The organism is Klebsiella sp. C360, from assembly GCF_048822415.1.
GTDB classification, from domain to species: domain Bacteria; phylum Pseudomonadota; class Gammaproteobacteria; order Enterobacterales; family Enterobacteriaceae; genus Klebsiella; species Klebsiella quasipneumoniae.
This window is the reverse complement of record NZ_JBMEZZ010000017.1, coordinates 17,050-35,281: the sequence shown is the minus strand read 5'-3', so window position 1 is coordinate 35,281 and position 18,232 is coordinate 17,050. Positions and strand designations below refer to the sequence as shown.

General features: G+C 57.2%; 16 protein-coding genes. 1 reads left to right on the top strand and 15 read right to left on the bottom strand.

What is annotated here, in order from left to right; translation table 11 throughout:
- Nucleotides 1–56: 56 nt before the first annotated feature.
- The 15 genes from thrP to trxA form a co-directional block, all read right to left on the bottom strand.
- Complete coding sequence (gene thrP, locus ACOI7D_RS25540; protein WP_012969196.1) at nucleotides 57–1,442, bottom strand: bifunctional threonine/serine APC transporter ThrP; 1,386 nt, start codon at nucleotides 1,440–1,442, stop codon at nucleotides 57–59.
- 205 nt (nucleotides 1,443–1,647) lie between these two features.
- Complete coding sequence (gene wecG, locus ACOI7D_RS25535) at nucleotides 1,648–2,388, bottom strand: lipopolysaccharide N-acetylmannosaminouronosyltransferase (RefSeq protein ID WP_023291561.1); 741 nt, start codon at nucleotides 2,386–2,388, stop codon at nucleotides 1,648–1,650.
- Between the two features lie 11 nt (nucleotides 2,389–2,399).
- Nucleotides 2,400–3,746: an ECA oligosaccharide polymerase gene (gene wzyE, locus ACOI7D_RS25530; RefSeq protein WP_032454510.1), complete on the bottom strand. Its 1,347-nt coding sequence runs from the start codon at nucleotides 3,744–3,746 to the stop codon at nucleotides 2,400–2,402.
- Nucleotides 3,743–4,819 (bottom strand): TDP-N-acetylfucosamine:lipid II N-acetylfucosaminyltransferase, encoded by a 1,077-nt coding sequence (locus tag ACOI7D_RS25525; RefSeq protein ID WP_109546763.1) that lies wholly within the window; start codon nucleotides 4,817–4,819, stop codon nucleotides 3,743–3,745. The genes wzyE and ACOI7D_RS25525 overlap by 4 nt, the downstream gene beginning before the upstream one ends.
- Nucleotides 4,816–6,066 (bottom strand): lipid III flippase WzxE, encoded by a 1,251-nt coding sequence (gene wzxE, locus ACOI7D_RS25520; protein ID WP_032454508.1) that lies wholly within the window; start codon nucleotides 6,064–6,066, stop codon nucleotides 4,816–4,818. Before wzxE ends, ACOI7D_RS25525 begins: the two co-directional genes overlap by 4 nt.
- 1 nt (nucleotide 6,067) lies before the next feature.
- Nucleotides 6,068–7,198 carry a dTDP-4-amino-4,6-dideoxygalactose transaminase gene (rffA, locus tag ACOI7D_RS25515; RefSeq protein WP_109546764.1) on the bottom strand — a complete coding sequence of 377 codons (1,131 nt, stop codon included), beginning with the start codon at nucleotides 7,196–7,198 and terminating at the stop codon, nucleotides 6,068–6,070.
- A 4-nt stretch (nucleotides 7,199–7,202) separates the two neighbouring features.
- Nucleotides 7,203–7,877 (bottom strand): dTDP-4-amino-4,6-dideoxy-D-galactose acyltransferase, encoded by a 675-nt coding sequence (gene rffC, locus ACOI7D_RS25510; RefSeq protein WP_023291556.1) that lies wholly within the window; start codon nucleotides 7,875–7,877, stop codon nucleotides 7,203–7,205.
- Complete coding sequence (gene rfbA / locus ACOI7D_RS25505; RefSeq protein WP_023291555.1) at nucleotides 7,855–8,736, bottom strand: glucose-1-phosphate thymidylyltransferase RfbA; 882 nt, start codon at nucleotides 8,734–8,736, stop codon at nucleotides 7,855–7,857. Before rfbA ends, rffC begins: the two co-directional genes overlap by 23 nt.
- A gap of 18 nt (nucleotides 8,737–8,754) precedes the next feature.
- Nucleotides 8,755–9,822, bottom strand: coding sequence for a dTDP-glucose 4,6-dehydratase (gene rffG, locus ACOI7D_RS25500; protein WP_044521750.1), 1,068 nt, complete (start codon nucleotides 9,820–9,822; stop codon nucleotides 8,755–8,757).
- Nucleotides 9,819–11,081 carry a UDP-N-acetyl-D-mannosamine dehydrogenase gene (wecC, locus tag ACOI7D_RS25495; RefSeq protein ID WP_064155694.1) on the bottom strand — a complete coding sequence of 421 codons (1,263 nt, stop codon included), beginning with the start codon at nucleotides 11,079–11,081 and terminating at the stop codon, nucleotides 9,819–9,821. Before wecC ends, rffG begins: the two co-directional genes overlap by 4 nt.
- Entirely contained in the window at nucleotides 11,078–12,208 is a 1,131-nt protein-coding gene (gene wecB, locus ACOI7D_RS25490; RefSeq protein ID WP_071997580.1) for a non-hydrolyzing UDP-N-acetylglucosamine 2-epimerase, read from the bottom strand. Before wecB ends, wecC begins: the two co-directional genes overlap by 4 nt.
- A gap of 56 nt (nucleotides 12,209–12,264) precedes the next feature.
- Nucleotides 12,265–13,311 carry an ECA polysaccharide chain length modulation protein gene (wzzE, locus tag ACOI7D_RS25485; RefSeq protein ID WP_032429045.1) on the bottom strand — a complete coding sequence of 349 codons (1,047 nt, stop codon included), beginning with the start codon at nucleotides 13,309–13,311 and terminating at the stop codon, nucleotides 12,265–12,267.
- A gap of 13 nt (nucleotides 13,312–13,324) precedes the next feature.
- The gene (gene wecA, locus ACOI7D_RS25480) at nucleotides 13,325–14,428 is read right to left on the bottom strand and encodes a UDP-N-acetylglucosamine--undecaprenyl-phosphate N-acetylglucosaminephosphotransferase (protein ID WP_004886849.1); all 1,104 of its coding nucleotides are present in this window, start codon (nucleotides 14,426–14,428) and stop codon (nucleotides 13,325–13,327) included.
- Nucleotides 14,429–14,668: 240 nt separating this feature from the next.
- Complete coding sequence (gene rho / locus ACOI7D_RS25475; protein ID WP_002883293.1) at nucleotides 14,669–15,928, bottom strand: transcription termination factor Rho; 1,260 nt, start codon at nucleotides 15,926–15,928, stop codon at nucleotides 14,669–14,671.
- Between the two features lie 331 nt (nucleotides 15,929–16,259).
- The gene (gene trxA, locus ACOI7D_RS25470; RefSeq protein WP_002883224.1) at nucleotides 16,260–16,589 is read right to left on the bottom strand and encodes a thioredoxin TrxA; all 330 of its coding nucleotides are present in this window, start codon (nucleotides 16,587–16,589) and stop codon (nucleotides 16,260–16,262) included.
- Between the two features lie 342 nt (nucleotides 16,590–16,931).
- Here trxA and rhlB point away from each other — a divergent pair, with 342 nt between their 5' ends.
- Nucleotides 16,932–18,197 carry an ATP-dependent RNA helicase RhlB gene (gene rhlB, locus ACOI7D_RS25465; protein ID WP_023291550.1) on the top strand — a complete coding sequence of 422 codons (1,266 nt, stop codon included), beginning with the start codon at nucleotides 16,932–16,934 and terminating at the stop codon, nucleotides 18,195–18,197.
- The last annotated feature ends 35 nt before the right edge of the window (nucleotides 18,198–18,232 follow it).

Sequence of the window (18,232 nt, the reverse complement as noted above, 5' to 3'; positions counted from 1 at the left end):
TCTAGTGCCTTTTAAAAGAAAATTATCGTTTGCTCATGCTTTGTTCGTTTTGGCGCTTATTCAGCCGTATTATTGACTTGCCCCTGCCTTCCAAGGCCAAACACCTTATAAATCAGGGTAACGGCAGCAAGGAAAATAATGCCGACAAAGAGCGACATCCGGGTTTCATCATTCAGCCCCATCCCGACCAGCACGCAGATCAGGAAAGCCATGGTGAAATAGTTGGCCCACGGAAACAGCAGCGAACGGAACGGATGGCTGGCTATCGCTGCCCGATGTACGCGACGGAAACGCAGCTGACTAATCAGGATCACAAACCAGGGCACCATCCCCGGCAGGACGCTGGCGCTATAGACATAGACAAACACCCGCTGCGGATTAGGAATGATGTAATTCAGGCAGGAGCCTACCAGCAGGATCAGAATAGACAGCGCCACGCCGACGGCCGGAACGCCGTTGCGCGATACCTTACCGATCGCCGCCGGCAGCTGACGGTTCTTCGCCAGGGCGTACAGCATACGTCCGCAGCTGTACATCCCGCTGTTGCAGCCGGAAAGCGCCGCCGTCAGCACCACAAAGTTGATAATCCCCGCCGCGGCGGTAATACCGATTTTGGCAAACGTCAGTACGAACGGGCTGCCGTTGGAGCCGATTTGATCCCATGGGAAGATGGTGACGATAACGAAAATCGCGCCGACGTAGAAAATCAGGATCCGCCACAGCACTTTGCCCACCGCGCTGCGCAGTGTGACCTGCGGATTTTTCGCTTCACCTGCGGTAATGCCGATGAGCTCCACGCCCTGATAGGACGCGACCACGATACACAGCGCCGTCAGGAAGCCCTTCCAGCCGCCGGCAAAGAAGCCGCCATGTTCGGTCAGGTTGCCAAAACCGATGGAGTGGCCGCCGTTGCCAAAGCCGAAGAAAATGACGCCCAGGCCCACGACGATCATCACGATAATGGTGGTCACTTTAATCATGGCGAACCAGAACTCGATTTCACCGTACAGCCGGACCGCCGCGAGGTTAGCCAGCGCCACCAGCCCCACGGCAATTAACGCCGGGATCCACTGCGCCATCTCCGGGAACCAGAACTGCACATAGACGCCGATGGCGGTAATCTCAGAGATGCCCACCGCCATCCACATAAACCAGTACGACCAGGCGGTCAGGTAGCCGAAGAAGGGGCTCATATAGCGATGCGCATACACCGCGAAGGAGCCGGTGACGGGCTCAAGGAACAGCATTTCGCCCATTGAGCGCATAATGAAAAAGACGAACAGGCCAGCGATAATGTACGCCAGCAGCACGGAAGGCCCAGCCCACTTCAGGGTACTGGCCGCCCCCATAAACAACCCCACGCCAATCGTCCCCCCAAGGGCGATCAGTTCAATATGCCGGGCCTCCAGTCCACGCTGGAGCTCCGCTTTTTTCTCAGTCATATATCCTCTTGTGTTTGCCGTATTCCGGGTACACCCGGTTATTGTTATTAACTGAACTCATAGCCTTGCCGACGCGCAGGTCTCCCCCGCGCGTATGAAGCCTGCGAATGGTTAATGAATTTTATGGAAATGGCAAATAAAGTATCAGGCGAGTAAAGACATTAAACAGAAAATGGGCACAAACTCGCCAGAATGCAGAGGAATATTAGAGTTTATTGGTGTAATGCCAACGTAAATATCGTAGCAGCCGGGCCTGCCTTTTAATCCGGCTCGGCTGGGAAACCAGGCGGTAAAACCACTCCAGCCCCAGATCCTGCCAGAACTTCGGCGCCCGATGAACGTGCCCGGTGAAAACATCGTAAGTGCCGCCGACGCCCATATACAGCGCGTGCGGGTACAGGCGCCGACAGTCGCGCATAAAGATCTCCTGACGCGGGGACCCCATGGCGACGGTGACGATTTTCGCCCCGCTGTCGCGAATGCGTTCGAACAATGCCTGCCGTTGCTCAGGCGCAAAATAGCCGTCCTGGCTGCCGACGATATTCACCTGCCAGCGCTGGCGCAGGCTGGACGCCGTCTGCGCCAGGACTTCAGGTTTACCGCCGACCAAAAACACCGGAGTGCCTTCAGCGCCGGCGCGCTGCATTAACGCTTCCCAGAGATCGGCTCCCGCCACGCGGGACACCTGGGCCTGCGGATATTTTTTACGCAGCGAACGTACCACGCTGATGCCATCCGCATATTTAAACTCCGCCGCCTCAATCAGCGCCCGCACCTCGGGGTTATCCTCTACGGCCAGCATTTTCTCGGCATTAATCGCCACCAGCGTCCCCTCCCGGAGAACGCCGTCGGCATACAAATAATCCAGAGCGTGCTGCATATCGCGCCAGCCTATGAGCTGCAGCCCTCTTAACAGGTACAACGGCGCGGAAATGGTCCCAGTCATGTCCATCCTTCTCAGACTTGCGGTTGCGAAAGCGGTTTTACGCGCTTATGAATCAGTCCCACGCTATCCAGGAACCAGTACAGCAGTTTCGCCGCCAGCAAGCAGATACCAAAGATCACGAGGAAAAACACCACGCGGGAGCCGAACGAATCCAGCCCCTCGCGCGCCAGCACTATCATGTTGAAGATAGCGCCGAAACAGAAACTATGCAGGATTGCCGCTTTATAGCGATTGCTCTCCCGGTTGCCGAGCTCATACAGCCAGTCGAACCATTTAATAATCAACCCGACCGCCACAGCGCCCAGCGGCACAAACCAGACGCCGCCCATCACCACCAGCGAGCCAATCAGCGTCGGCGAAATCGCCAGCCCCGAATGGTTGTTTAACACTTCCCAGGTGAAGTAGTTGGCGGTATTGAGCACCATCGTCGGACGACCGTGCCACATCCAGCTGGGGATAAAGACGTAGAAGTCGCGGATCATCGGCGCCAGCCCCTGGAAATCGATCTTGTCATAGTTTTGCAGCAGCAGCGCCAGGTTCTCCCACGGCGAGAAGGTATCGCGTGTGAGATAGAGGAAGGTATAAAACGCTTCGTCGCCGCTGACGTTCATCCCGTAGCGCTTCAGCGCCAGCCAGAACATGCCGACGATGCCCAGCACGCCCGCCGCAGCCAGCATCCACAAGCTGATCCAGCCGCGAATAATGCCGATAAACAGGAAGATGGCGAAGGCGATGATGATATTGGCGCGAGTCCCGCCGACGATAGCGTAGGTCAGCAGACCAAAGGCCACGGTGCTGACGAGGAAGAAAATCCACGCCTTATAATCCTGGCGCAGGAAATAGACCACCAGCATCGCCGGAATAAAGAAGTAGAAGAAGCGCTTCAACGCCACACCGGAGACTTCAGCAGAGAAAATCTGGCTGTAAGAGTTGAGCTTAAACAGCAGGAAACCGTTGTGGGCGAAGAAGATGCCGACGCACAGCAGCGCCAGCCCCATCAGTATGCCCCACGCCAGATGGGTTTCCACCCGGTTCATGGTAAACAGCGGCCGACGCGTAACCTCACGCGATGCCGGACGCAGCCGCGTTTTATAGGTCACGTAGTAGATCGCGTAGAAGCACACCGCAATCAGCAGCGTCTGCAGCAAAATCTCCGGCGGCGCCACGCTGACGTCAAAGCGGAACACCAGAATACTGGTCAGCGGGAAGCCGAAGAAAAAGGTCAGCAGAAACAGCAACGAGAAAAAGACGTTGAAGTTGAAGCGTACCCGACGGAACTCAAACCAGGTGGCGGTGGCGATAAACAGCGTCGACAGCAGCCAGACCACCAGCAGCCCGCTAAATTGCATTAACGTCATGCCTGCCCCTCCGCCGCTAACCGTAGCGCTAGCTGCCAGCCCGTCAGATAGTTCGGCCGGAAGAAAGCGATACCCGACTTATCCACGCTCGCCAGCTGGCGCTGCGCTTCGCGAACCACGCTGACGTCCAGCGCATCGCTGGTGAACAGCACCGGCACATGCTGCTCGGTCATATCCTGCCAGAATGGGTTTTCGCGGTTGAGCACGCAGGGAATGCCCGCCTGAATCAACAGGCACAGGGTGCCGATCCCCTGCTGACGCGCAAACAGGAAATAGCCCAGATCGCAGCGGCGCAGCAGCGCCAGATAATCATGAAACTCAAGCTTCTCGCTGAGGATCTGCAGATGCTCGCGACTAAACAGCGCCGCCCCCGCCTCACGAACCTCATTGATATAGGCCTCGTTATTCGCCGGATAGCCCATCGGCACGATGACGTTTACCGTATCGCCAAACTGCTGATGGATAGCCTTCAGCGCGGCAATATGTTCATTGCTGCGATCCCCGGAGTTGCCCACCAGAATGGTCAGCGTGTCGCCGCGCGGTGCGTTTTCGGCCAGGGTATTCAGCGCCGGATCCATACGGGTCGGGAAGTAGAGCAGTTCGCCCGGAACGCGCGGATGGCGGTTAGCGAACCAGCTAAGATCGCCGCGGGTGGCGAAAACGCGCCCTACCCGCCCCTGCGCCAGGCGGCGCAGCGGATAGAACAGGCGGAACTTCAGGCTGGTCGCGTTTTCATACAGATCCGCCCCCCAGATATGCCAGTTAAACTGCGATGGGCGGATACCGCCGCTCAACAGCGCCAGCCACAGACCGGTATTGAACTGGCCGTGGAAGAAAAAGCGCTGCTGACGGTTGGCTTTGGCTTGCGCAATCACCGCCTGCGCCAGCGACTTCTTCCCCGGATAGCAGGTGATGTCCAGCGCCGGATACCCATCACGCACGCTGGCCTCATCACCGACGACCATAAATCTCCTGGCCTGCGGATCGGCGGCCAGTTCGTCGTTAAAGAACCGCAGTACGGTCTGGTTATGATGCGGGATATCCGATCCCAGTACATGTATCAGTGCTGTCATGCCCGTTTACGCCAGAGTAAAAACACGCCACTACAAAGGGCGAAATAAACAATATAAGTGGCCATATACGCCTGCGCCGCGCCAACCGCGCCGTGCGCCGGTATAAGCCAGTGTGAGAATGCGGTCAGCAGCGTGAACTGGCTGATTTCCGTCAGAATATAAAAACGCAGCGACGCTTTAGCGATCACCAGATAGCCATAGACGTAGGCGCCTACTTTTAAAACGTCGCCCACCAACTGCCAGGCGAACAGGTCTCGCATCGCGGTAAAGCGATCGGAAAACAGCAGCCAGATGGCAAAATCGCGCAGCAGCCAGACCGTCAGGCTCGCCGCCGCCACTGCCGGCAGGACGAATTTCAGCGACTTGACTATCTCGCGGGTGATATCCGTTTTGGCGCTCAGCCGCGACAGCGTCGGCAGGAGATAGACGCTGAACGAGGCGGTAATAAACTGCAGATAGGCATCGGAGATACTGCTCACCCCCTGCCAGATACCGACCGCCTCCCAGCCATAATGCGCCGCCAGCAGATTACGCATCATCACATAAGCTACCGGCAGGGTCACTGAGGTTATCAGCGCCATCAGGGTAAATTTCGATAGCTGTCCCGCCAGACCGTTATCCCAGCGCGGACGCAGGGCGCTCAGCGGAATATTACCCCGCCGCCAGAGCATGATGCCCGCCGGGATCACCACCAGCGCCGGCACTAACGCCAGCCCCAGCAGCGCCCCCTGGTAACCACCGAAGTAGTAACAGGCATAATAGGCCGCCACGCCAATCAGGCTGCCGGCAATCAGCGAGAAGGCGTTTCCCGCCGCATCGCGAAAGCCTTTCATCAGCGCCAGCAGGAAGTTCGCCCAGGCGATCCCCATCTGCACCAGCGCCACCAGCCGTACCAGATTCTGATAATGAGTATGACCGAACAGCCCCTGGCTTATCGGCGCCGCCGCCAGTAAAAACACCAGAGCCAGCAGCGTGGAAAAGCCAAGCACCATCGCCGACGAGGTGCCCACCACCTGCTTCAGGCGCGGGGGATCGTCGTGATGCTGAGCCACCAGCTTCGTGACGCCGTTAAATATCCCGGCCCCGGCCAGCACGCCGAGCACGGTGACCAGTTGCCGGAAGTTACCGGCCTGGCCAACGCCCGCGGGCCCAAACGAGACGGCCAGCAGCTTGACGACCAACAGCCCGGCGCCGATTTTGACCAGCGTCGAGGCCGCCGTCCACAATGAGGCTTTTGCTAACGACATATCAGGAGAAGTAGCTCAGCAGTGAGTTAATCACCGTCCGCTGGTTCACCACAGACAGATTGTAAAACAGCGGCAGGCGCACCAGGCGCTCGCTCTCCTGGGTGGTATAGCGGTCTTCACCGTGGAATTCGCCGAAGTGTTCGCCTGCCGGACAGCTGTGCAGGGGAATGTAATGGAATACCGCGAGGATCTCCGCCTCTTTCAGCCAGGCGATAAGCCTGCTGCGATCCTCGATATCGCGCAGCTTAATGTAGAACATGTGCGCGTTTTGCCCGCAGTCAGCCGGGACCGTCGGCAGTTCAATACGTCCCGCGCGGGCCAGCGGCAGCAGCGCGTCATAGTAATTCTGCCACAGCGCCAGACGCTGCTGGTTGATGCGCTCCGCCGCTTCCAGCTGCGCCCACAGATAGGCGGCCTGCAGGTCGGACATCAGATAGCTGGAGCCAATGTCCCGCCAGGTATATTTATCCACCAGGCCACGAAAGAACTGGCTGCGGTTGGTGCCTTTTTCGCGAATGATCTCCGCACGTTCCACCAGCGTGCGATCGTTGATCAGCGTCGCCCCGCCCTCACCGCCGGCGGTGTAGTTTTTGGTTTCATGGAAGCTGAAACAGCCGATATGGCCGATGGTGCCCAGCGCGCGCTCCTTGTAGGTGGACATCACCCCCTGCGCGGCGTCTTCCACCACGAACAGGTTGTACTTGTCGGCGATGGCCATGATGGTATCCATCTCGCAGGCTACGCCAGCATAGTGCACCGGGACGATCGCCCGGGTTTTATCGGTGATAGCGGCTTCGATTAACGTTTCATCGATATTCATCGTATCGCGACGGATATCGACAAAGACGATTTTCGCCCCGCGCAGCACAAAGGCATTGGCGGTGGAGACAAAGGTATAGCTGGGCATAATCACTTCGTCGCCCGGCTGGATATCCAGCAGCAGCGCGGCCATCTCCAGCGAAGCCGTGCAGGAAGGGGTTAGCAGGGCTTTTGCCGTGCCAAAACGCTGCTCCATCCACTGCTGGCAGCGGCGCGTAAAGCCGCCGTCGCCGCACAGCTTGCCGCTGTTCATCGCAGACTGCATGTAATCAAGCTCGGTTCCAACCACCGGCGGCGCGTTAAATGGGATCATGGGGTCACCTGTATAGCCAGTAGGCGGTGCTTTCCACATTAGCACCGCTGAGAATATAACGTTTAAGCGCGGCGGTGTTGCCCATCTGGGTCGCCACCCGCAGTGTAGAAAGTCCGCGCGAAGCGGCCCAGTACCGCGCCGCCTGCATCAGCTGCGCCCCGGCGCCGCGTCCGGCCAGCAGGCCGATACGCGCCTCGGTGGCATTGAGCTGGCGCAGAGAGACAAAGGCGCGAATATCGCCCTCTGGATGGCGGTAAATCAGGCACTGATGATCGAAGGTGCCGCGCACCGCATTTTCAATCCACTGGGCATAGAAGCGGCCGCTGGCGTCGGCAGCATACCAGGGCGCGCGAAAGCGGCTCATCGCAAAGGCCTGCGCCGCCTGCTCGCGCAGTGGCGCAATATCCGCCTCCACGGCGACGTCGGCGCCCGCATCCGCAGGGTTGCCCACCGGTAGCGCCAGATCGACCTCGCCTTCCACCAGCTGAAAACCCAGCTGCTGCAGCGCGTCGAGCCGGACGGTGTCGCTGGCGGCTACCTTCGCCTGCACTCGCGACCACCCCGCCAGCGCCTCAGGCGTCAGCCGCGGCGCATGCTCGTCAAAGTGAACGACGGCGCTGTTAACGGCAAAGAAGCGGTTCTCCCACTCCAGGGGATCAATACTGGCGCGGACGGGCACGGAGCAGATCCAGCAGATATTGGCCGTAGCCGGTTTTTTCCAACCGCTTCGCCGCGTGTTTGACGCCGTCGTCGTCCAGCCAGCCGTTGCGCCAGCCGATCTCTTCCAGACAGGCGATTTTGAAGCCCTGACGCTTCTCGACGGTCTGCACGAACATGCTGGCCTCGATCAGGCTATCGTGGGTGCCGGTATCCAGCCACGCAAAGCCGCGTCCAAGCAGTTCGACGGTCAGTGCGCCATCTTCAAGGTACATCTGGTTGATGGAGGTGATTTCCAGTTCGCCGCGCTCGGATGGCTTGACCCGTTTGGCGTACTCCGCCACCTTGCCATCGTAGAAATAGAGACCGGTGACCGCCCAGTTCGACTTCGGCTGCTTCGGCTTCTCTTCCAGCGACAGCGCGCGAAAGTTGTCATCAAACTCCACCACGCCAAAGCGCTCAGGATCCATCACCTGATAGCCAAAAATCGTCGCCCCTTCCGTGCGGGCAGCCACGCTGCGCAGCTTGGGGCTGAAGCTCTGGCCGAAGAAGATATTGTCGCCTAACACCAGGCACGCCGGTTCGCCGTTAAGAAAGGCTTCGCCGATGATAAACGCCTGGGCTAAACCATCCGGCGTCGGCTGTACGGCATAGTGCAGCGCAATGCCAAACTCTGAGCCATCGCCGAGCAGGCGCTGGAAATCGCGCAGATCGTCCGGCGTGGTGATGATCAGGATCTCACGGATCCCGGCCAGCATTAATACCGACAGCGGGTAGTAGATCATCGGCTTATCGTAGATCGGCAACAGCTGCTTCGACACGCCGCGGGTGATGGGATGCAGTCGCGTTCCGGAACCCCCCGCCAGAATAATACCTTTCATCATTCCCCCCAGAGATGATTAGCCTTGCAGTCCAAGACGCTCGCCCTGATAGCTTCCGTCCTGAACCTGGCGCCACCATGTCTCGTTCGCCAGATACCACGCCACGGTCTTACGCATACCGGAAGTGAAGGTCTCAGCCGGCGTCCAGCCCAGCTCACGGGCAATCTTCGAAGCATCAATGGCATAGCGCAGATCGTGGCCCGGGCGATCGGCAACAAAGGCGATCAGGTCGCGATAGTGCGCCACGCCCTGCGGCTTATGCGGCGCCAGCGCTTCGAGCAATTCGCAAATGGTTTCCACCACCTCGATGTTTTTACGCTCGTTATGACCGCCGATATTGTAAGTCTCGCCCGGTTCGCCGCGGGTCGCCACCAGATACAGCGCTCTGGCGTGATCTTCCACGTACAGCCAGTCGCGGATCTGCTGTCCATTGCCATACACTGGCAGCGGCTTGCCTGCCAGCGCGTTGAGGATGGTCAGCGGGATCAGCTTCTCGGGGAAGTGATATGGGCCGTAGTTATTCGAGCAGTTGGTGATAAGCGTCGGCAGGCCATAGGTCCGCAGCCAGGCACGCACCAGGTGGTCGCTGCTGGCTTTCGAGGCCGAATAGGGGCTGCTTGGCGCATAGGGCGTGGTCTCGGTAAAGAAATCATCGCTGCCGTGCAGATCGCCATACACTTCATCGGTAGAGATGTGATGGAAGCGAAACGCCGATTTTTGCGCCGTAGCCAGCGTATTCCACCAGCTACGGGCCGCCTCCAGCAGCGTATAGGTGCCCACGATATTGGTTTCAATAAATGCCGCCGGGCCGTCAATCGACCGATCGACATGGCTTTCCGCCGCCAGGTGCATCACTGTATCCGGTTGATACTGCACGAAAATACGGTCCAGCTCGCCGCGGTCGCAGATATCCACCTGTTCAAAGGCGAAACGCGCATCCTGCGCCACCGGCGCCAGCGACATTAAATTGCCGGCGTAGGTCAGTTTATCCACCACCACCACGCGATCGGCGGTGTGCTGGATAATCTCCCGCACTACCGCCGAACCAATGAAGCCCGCGCCGCCGGTGACCAGAATGGTTCTCACCGCCACACTCCTTTGGTGTCGATGATATACGCCTGGGTGACGCTGTCGCCGCTAACGGCTTTAAATTCATTGTGATCGACCAGCATCACCAGCACGTCGGCGCTGGCCAGCGCCGCATCGAGAGTCGCCAGCGTACACAGACCGTCGAGTTTCTGCGGCAGCGCGTGAATGTTGGGCTCAACTACCTGCGTCGTGCCGCTGTGCCAGCGGGCAATCTGCGCGGCAATTTCCATTGCCGGGCTTTCGCGCAGGTCGTCAATATTCGGCTTAAAGGCGAGGCCAAAACAGGCAATGGTCAGCTCGCTGGCCCGTTTGTTGGTGGCATTCAGGCAGTCAGCTACCTGCGCCTTCACCTGTTCGATAACCCATTCCGGCTTGTGGTCGTTGACCTCACGGGCCGTGCGGATCAGACGCGCCTGCTGCGGGTTTTGCGCCACGATAAACCACGGGTCGACGGCGATACAGTGGCCGCCGACGCCCGGTCCCGGCTGCAGGATATTCACTCGCGGATGGCGGTTCGCCAGGCGGATCAGTTCCCAGACGTTAATGGCCTGATCGGCGCAAATCAGCGACAGCTCGTTGGCAAAAGCGATGTTGACGTCACGGAAGCTGTTTTCCGTCAGCTTGCACATCTCGGCGGTACGCGAGTTGGTCACCACACATTCGCCTTCGAGGAAGATTTTATACAGCTCGCTGGCGCGAGCGGAGCAGACCGGCGACATGCCGCCGATAACGCGGTCGTTTTTAATCAGCTCGACCATCACCTGGCCGGGCAATACCCGCTCCGGGCAGTAGGCGATATTCACGTCCGCCGCTTCACCCACCTGCTGGGGAAAGCTGAGGTCCGGGCGCATCTCCGCCAGCCACTCAGCCATCTGTTCGGTCGACCCGACCGGCGAGGTAGACTCAAGGATCACCAGCGAGCCTTTCTTTAACGTCGGCGCAATGGATTTAGCCGCCGACTCGACAAACACCATATCCGGCTCGTGGCGATCTTTAAACGGCGTCGGCACGGCAATCAGGTAGGCATCCGCTGCCACCGGGGTGGTGGTGGCGCTTAAATATCCCTGCTCGACCGCGGTCTTCACCACGCTCGCCAGATCCGGCTCCACGATATGAATCTCTCCACGGTTAATGGTCTCCACGGCATGTTGATTGACATCAACGCCGACCACCCGCTTCTGCCGGGAGGCGAACGCGGCAGCGGTTGGCAGCCCGATATAGCCAAGGCCAATCACTGAAATGGTAGAAAAACTCATAGCGTTACCTGATTATTTTTAAGTGCAGACAAAATTCGACGACATGCTTCGCCATCGCCATAAGGATTATGCGCGCGGCTCATCGCCTGGTATGCGGCATCATCCTCCAGCAGTCGCGTGACTTCCGCCACGATGCGCTGGCTGTCGGTGCCCACCAGACAGACGGTACCGGCGGCCACCGCTTCCGGACGTTCGGTCATATCGCGCATGACCAGCACCGGTTTCCCCAGGGAAGGCGCCTCTTCCTGAATACCACCGGAATCGGTCAGGATGAGCCAGGCCCGATCCATCAACCAGACGAACGGCAGGTAGTCCTGCGGTTCAATCAACATCACGTTGTCGATATGGCCGAGAATACGGTTCACCGGTTCGCTGACGTTAGGATTCAGGTGAACCGGATAGACAATCTGCACCTCAGGGTGGGTATGGGCTATCTCCGCCAGCGCCTGGCAGATCTGCTCAAAGCCGAGCCCAAAGCTTTCCCGCCGATGGCCGGTAACCAGAATCATTTTTTTACCGTGGCTAATGAAAGGATAGCGCTGCAGCAGGGTCTCCCGTAGCGCTTCATCGCCCAGAACGCGATCGCGCACCCAGAATAGGGCATCGATGACCGTATTCCCGGTCACCGTGATGCGACTGTCGGCAATGTTTTCCCGCAGCAGATTCTGCCGCGAGGTTTCCGTAGGGGCGAAATGGTACGTCGCCAGATGCCCGGTCAGCGTACGGTTGCCCTCTTCCGGCCACGGCGAACTTAAATCGCCGGTCCGCAGACCCGCCTCTACATGGCCCACCGGTATGCGCTGGTAAAACGCCGCCAGGCTCGCCGCCATCGTGGTGGTGGTATCGCCATGCACCAGCACCACGTCGGGTTTAAACGACTCCAGAACCGGCTTCAGCCCTTCAAGAATACGGCAGGTGATCTCGGTGAGCCCCTGCCCCGGCTTCATGATGTTGAGATCGTAGTCCGGGGTGATGGAGAATAGTTTCAACACCTGATCGAGCATCTCCCGATGCTGCGCAGTCACGCATACTTTCGCCTCAAAATGAGGATCCTTTGCCAGCGCATGGACCAGAGGAGCCATCTTGATGGCTTCCGGCCTCGTGCCAAATACAGTTAGTACTTTCACATCGATTCTCTTCGATTAGGCGATGAAGGTCATTTGCCCTTCACCACAGGCCGCAATCACAGGACACGACGACGCGATAACGCCACGCCTGCGCCGATGAGCGCACCCACAATCCCCCACATCACCATCAGAAATACACGGCGCGGGCTATCGCGTTTTACAGGTTCTTCCGGCGTTCGCAAATACCGGTAAGTCTGAAAACGCGGATCCAACGTTGGACCGACGTTCAACGTGCTCAGCATGGCGCGATTCTGGTCGTAATCGAGGTCATATTCCGGTCCGACGGCCTGCAGGTTTTCCAGTCTGGCCTGCAGCATCGGCCTGCCCAATAAAAATAGCTCTGAATCCGGCAACTGATCGGCAGGAACATCCGTTTCGCTGCGCGAGATATTATGCTGCTGAGCGACCTTCAACGCTTGCTCCACGCTGTGGGTCCGGCGGTTGAAAATAGCCTCGGCCACCTCTTCCTGGCGCTTCACCTGCGCCTTCATTTGTACCGTCCGCGCCGCCCAGGCGCCTTTGAGCTCGTCGTTAAGATGGCCGGCCGCCCGCTGGCTGGCGAAAGCCACATACTGGCGCAGCAAATTATTGGCATCCTGCCCGGTCTCGGCGGTCAGTTTGACGCTGTCGTTGACGCTCTTGGCCGCATCGCCTGGCATAAACTGGATATTGTTAATTAAATCATCCAGCATCGCCGCATCGGCGCGAGCATTGCCCGACTGTCGCTGCTTGTAGTAGTCCGTTTGCAGCCAGAAATCACGCCGGGTATCCCAGGAGGCCAACTGCATGATGAACTCTTTATACGCTTCATCCATGGCGGAAGGCTGATCCACCGAGGCCAGGTCGGCTTTGATATCCAGATTGCGTAAGAACTGCTGCTGGGAATAGTACCCCCCCAACATGTTGACAGTAGGCCGATCGGTGATCGCCGTGGCGCTCCACTCCTGGCGAGCAAAGAAGGTGTACACCAACACGATAGCGGCGAAGAGTACAGCACCGCCGACTATCCAGCCTTTTCCTGCCCATAAAGCGCGAAACAGCCCGCGAATATCCAGCTCGTTCTCAACGTTCACTGATTGTGCTCCCGGTAATGGTTGAGTCATCACATCCCCAGCTTTACTTGGTTAGTTTCGGATTATTGCCGCTGTGTCGCCGAATTCTGCGTCTGATGCGCTTAACCAGACGCGCCACTTTCCAGGCGCGCTTAATACAGTAGCCATAAAGGAAGAAGGCCACCAAAAAGAGAATTAACATCACCCATTCCGGCACAATGCGGGTATATTCCGCCGCGACGCCAACCAGCGCCAGCAGGGCAGCGGCCAGGGTGATCAGGACGAACGCCTGGCGGGAAGTAAACCCGGCGCGCATGATCAAATGATGAATATGCTGCCGGTCCGGTGAGAAAGGACTCATGCCTTTACGCAGGCGGCGATACATAATCGCCACCATATCCATCAACGGGATAGCGATAATCCACAGCGCGGTGACCGGGCTGATGGGATGCGTTTTACCTTGTGTGGTTTCCAGCAGGATCCAGATGATGGTGAAGCCAATCATGGTGCTGCCGGCGTCACCCATAAAAACTTTATAGCGGCGGCCGAGGGCGCCAAGATTAAGAAGAATATAGGGTAGAATGGCGGCGATCATCGCAAAACACCACATCGCCAGGCTGTACTGACCGTCAAACCAGAGGATGATCCCGGTCGCCGCAAAGGAGACGGATGACAGGCCGCCGAGCAGGCCGTCAATCCCATCGACCATATTAAACGCGTTGATGGCGGCCCAGACGGCAAACAGAGTGAGGAAGAAGCCGAAAGGCCCCAGCACCAGCTCCCACGAGCCAAAAATAAAGCCCAGACTACTCAGATGCAGATTCCCTGCCATCATCATAATCACGGCGATCGCGGCCTGAATGACCGCGCGAATTTTCACGCTGATGTCGAAGCGATCGTCCAGCGCGCCAACCAGCACCAATACCCCCGCACAGGCCAGATACAGCGAGGCGTGAGGAATATAATAATCGGCGATGGCGAAGGTGAAACAGATGCCTGCATAAACTGAGATACCACCGACCAACGGAATCAACCCCTGATGCCGTTTGCGATAGTTTGGTTTATCCACTAACCCAATCTTTTTTGCCACTTTCCGCGCGACAAAAATAAAGAGGGTCGTGAATAAGAAAATACTGATTAATTCAGTAATAGCAGTGAGTAAATTCACAACGCATGTGCTCTCAGCATAGTTAATCCGGGAAGTATAGCGATGATGCCCCAACTCCAGAAGGGGAAAAGCAGAACATTACAAATTTATTGTATAGATTTTAGTCTGTTAAAGCTGTCTCCGCCTGCTGTCCGGCGCCATTATACGACAACTTTCGTCCCGCTTTCTCTGTCTCTGGATCATACAAATCCCAAAATGAAAACGCCACGCAAAGGCGTGGCGTTTTTGGCTTTTTTTACCTTACGAGCGCTTCATCATATCGAAGAAGTCATCATTCGTCTTAGTCATTGCCAGTTTATTAATGAGGAATTCCATCGCGTCGATCTCACCCATCGGATGGATAATTTTGCGCAGGATCCACATTTTCTGCAGCTCTTCCTGAGTGGTGAGCAGCTCTTCTTTACGCGTACCGGAACGGTTGTAATCGATAGCCGGGAAGACGCGTTTTTCAGCAATCTTACGAGAGAGGTGCAGCTCCATGTTACCGGTGCCTTTAAACTCTTCGTAGATAACTTCATCCATTTTGGAGCCGGTGTCGATCAGCGCCGTGGCGATGATGGTCAGGCTGCCGCCCTCTTCGACGTTACGCGCCGCACCGAAGAAACGCTTCGGACGGTGCAGGGCGTTGGCGTCCACACCACCGGTCAGCACTTTACCGGAAGCCGGGACCACGGTGTTGTAGGCGCGCGCCAGACGGGTAATGGAGTCAAGCAGGATGATAACGTCTTTCTTGTGTTCAACCAGACGTTTCGCTTTCTCGATAACCATCTCAGCAACCTGAACGTGACGGGATGCCGGTTCGTCGAAGGTGGAAGCAACCACTTCACCTTTCACCAGACGCTGCATCTCGGTCACTTCTTCCGGACGTTCGTCGATCAGCAGCACCATCAGCACGCAGTCCGGATGGTTGTAAGCGATGCTCTGCGCGATGTTCTGCAGCAGCATGGTTTTACCGGCTTTCGGCGGCGCGACGATCAGACCACGCTGGCCGCGGCCAATCGGGGAAGCCAGATCCAGTACGCGAGCGGTTAAGTCTTCGGTAGAACCGTTACCACGCTCCATACGCAGACGAGAATTCGCGTGCAGCGGCGTTAAGTTCTCGAACAGGATCTTGTTACGGGCGTTTTCCGGCTTGTCGTAGTTAACTTCGTTAACTTTCAGCAGCGCAAAGTAACGCTCACCCTCTTTCGGAGGACGAATCTTACCGGAAATGGTGTCACCAGTGCGGAGGTTGAAACGGCGGATTTGGCTGGGGGATACGTAGATGTCGTCAGGGCCGGCGAGGTAGGAGCTGTCTGCGGAGCGGAGGAATCCAAATCCATCCTGCAGTATCTCCAGTACGCCGTCGCCAAAGATATCTTCGCCACTCTTCGAATGCTGCTTGAGGATGGCAAAAATAATATCCTGCTTACGCATACGAGCCAGGTTTTCCAGCCCCATATTTTCGCCGAGAGTAATCAGCTCAGAAACCGGCGTATTCTTTAATTCGGTAAGATTCATAGTGGTGTGGGTTCTTAAACTCGGGGTAAATCTCGAACTTAATGTTGTGAATGGTATGGCAGGAACTTCCATGCCTGTTAACGGCCTTCATCTCGTGTCTGTACGTCGCCTGGTCACAGGAAAGAACGCAGAACTGAAACGACTAGACGGAATGAGTGAAAAGCCCGGAATTAATAGCTTCACGCGCATTTTTTGCGGGATGCTTCGGGTAAAACAAGATTCAAACAAGGTATGTTTAAAACGAAGTCTGTGGATTAACTTAGCACGACTCCAGCCGGGCGTCCAGAGTTCCGCAAAAAATAGGAATCTGGACGCCGGAACAGCAATTCGCTTACGCCAGGTTGGCGTCGAGGAACTCTTTCAGCTGACCCTTGGACAGTGCGCCGACTTTGGTGGCCGCCACTTCGCCGTTTTTGAACAGCAGCAGGGTTGGGATGCCGCGAATGCCGTACTTCGGCGCGGTGCCCGGGTTCTGGTCGATGTTCAGCTTAGCTACGGTCAGTTTGCCCTGATACTCTTCAGCGATCTCATCCAGAATCGGGGCGATCATTTTGCACGGACCACACCACTCTGCCCAGAAATCGACGAGGGTCAGCCCGTCAGCCTTGAGTACGTCCGTGTCAAAACTGTCGTCAGTCAGGTGAATAATTTTATCGCTCATATTTAACTCCACAGGAATAAGCCTGGTGTGTTGGTGTCGTAGCCATCAACGACGCGCTGCGGCTACGTTATGCACGCTATTCTTCAGGATACCTCAATTCTCTGGTCTGCCAACTGGCGCGATCCCTCATGGACCCACCCTTTGACGCCAGGGTCACCTGAACGCGCACTGCATATTGCAGATTTATCGCTCCCGGCTCGCTTAGTGGTCTAAGCTATCCTGGATTCGTTCAGTTACCGTAGACGTACCTTGAATAATTTCGTACACCGCCAACGAAAGGTTGACGTTATTTCACCGGATACGCTTTCTTAATGCAATAGTTAGCTGATATTCTACCACACTATGAGCAAAACACATTTAACAGAACAGAAGTTTTCCGACTTCGCCCTGCACCCGGCAGTCATTGAAGCCCTTGAAAAGAAAGGGTTTCATAATTGCACACCTATTCAGGCCCTCGCCCTTCCGCTGACGCTGGAAGGCCGCGATGTCGCCGGGCAGGCGCAAACCGGTACCGGTAAAACGATGGCGTTCCTGACGTCGACGTTTCATTATCTTCTCTCTCACCCGGCTATCGCCGATCGCCAGGTTAACCAGCCGCGCGCGCTGATTATGGCGCCGACGCGTGAACTGGCGGTACAGATCCACGCAGACGCTGAACCGCTGGCGCAGGCCACCGGTCTGAAGCTGGGTCTGGCTTACGGCGGCGACGGCTACGATAAGCAGCTGAAAGTGCTGGAAAGCGGCGTCGATATTCTGATCGGTACCACCGGTCGTCTGATCGATTACGCGAAGCAAAACCACATTAACCTCGGCGCCATTCAGGTCGTCGTGCTGGACGAAGCCGATCGCATGTACGATCTCGGCTTTATTAAAGATATCCGCTGGCTGTTCCGCCGCATGCCGCCGGCCACTCAGCGTCTGAACATGCTGTTCTCCGCGACGCTTTCTTATCGCGTACGCGAACTGGCGTTCGAACAAATGAACAACGCCGAGTACGTTGAAGTCGAGCCGGAACAGAAAACGGGCCACCGTATTAAAGAAGAGCTCTTCTACCCGTCCAACGAAGAAAAAATGCGCCTGCTGCAGACGCTGCTGGAAGAAGAGTGGCCCGATCGCGCCATCGTCTTCGCCAATACCAAGCATCGTTGTGAAGATATCTGGGGCCATCTCGCCGCCGACGGCCATCGCGTAGGTCTGCTGACCGGCGACGTGGCGCAGAAAAAACGTCTGCGGATTCTCGAAGAATTTACCCGCGGCGACCTTGATATTCTGGTCGCGACTGACGTTGCCGCTCGTGGCTTGCACATTCCGGCCGTGACCCACGTCTTTAACTACGATCTGCCGGACGACTGCGAAGATTACGTTCACCGCATTGGCCGTACCGGTCGCGCTGGCGCCAGCGGTCACTCCATCAGCCTCGCCTGCGAAGAGTATGCGCTGAACCTGCCGGCTATCGAAACCTATATTGGTCACTCAATTCCGGTCAGCAAGTACAACCCGGACGCGCTGATGACCGACCTGCCTAAGCCGCTGCGCCTGACCCGTGCGCGTCCAGGCAACGGCCCGCGCCGCAGCGGTCCACCGCGCAATCGTCGTCGTTCAGGTTAAGAACTCTATGCTATACGCTCAATCATTCAGAATCT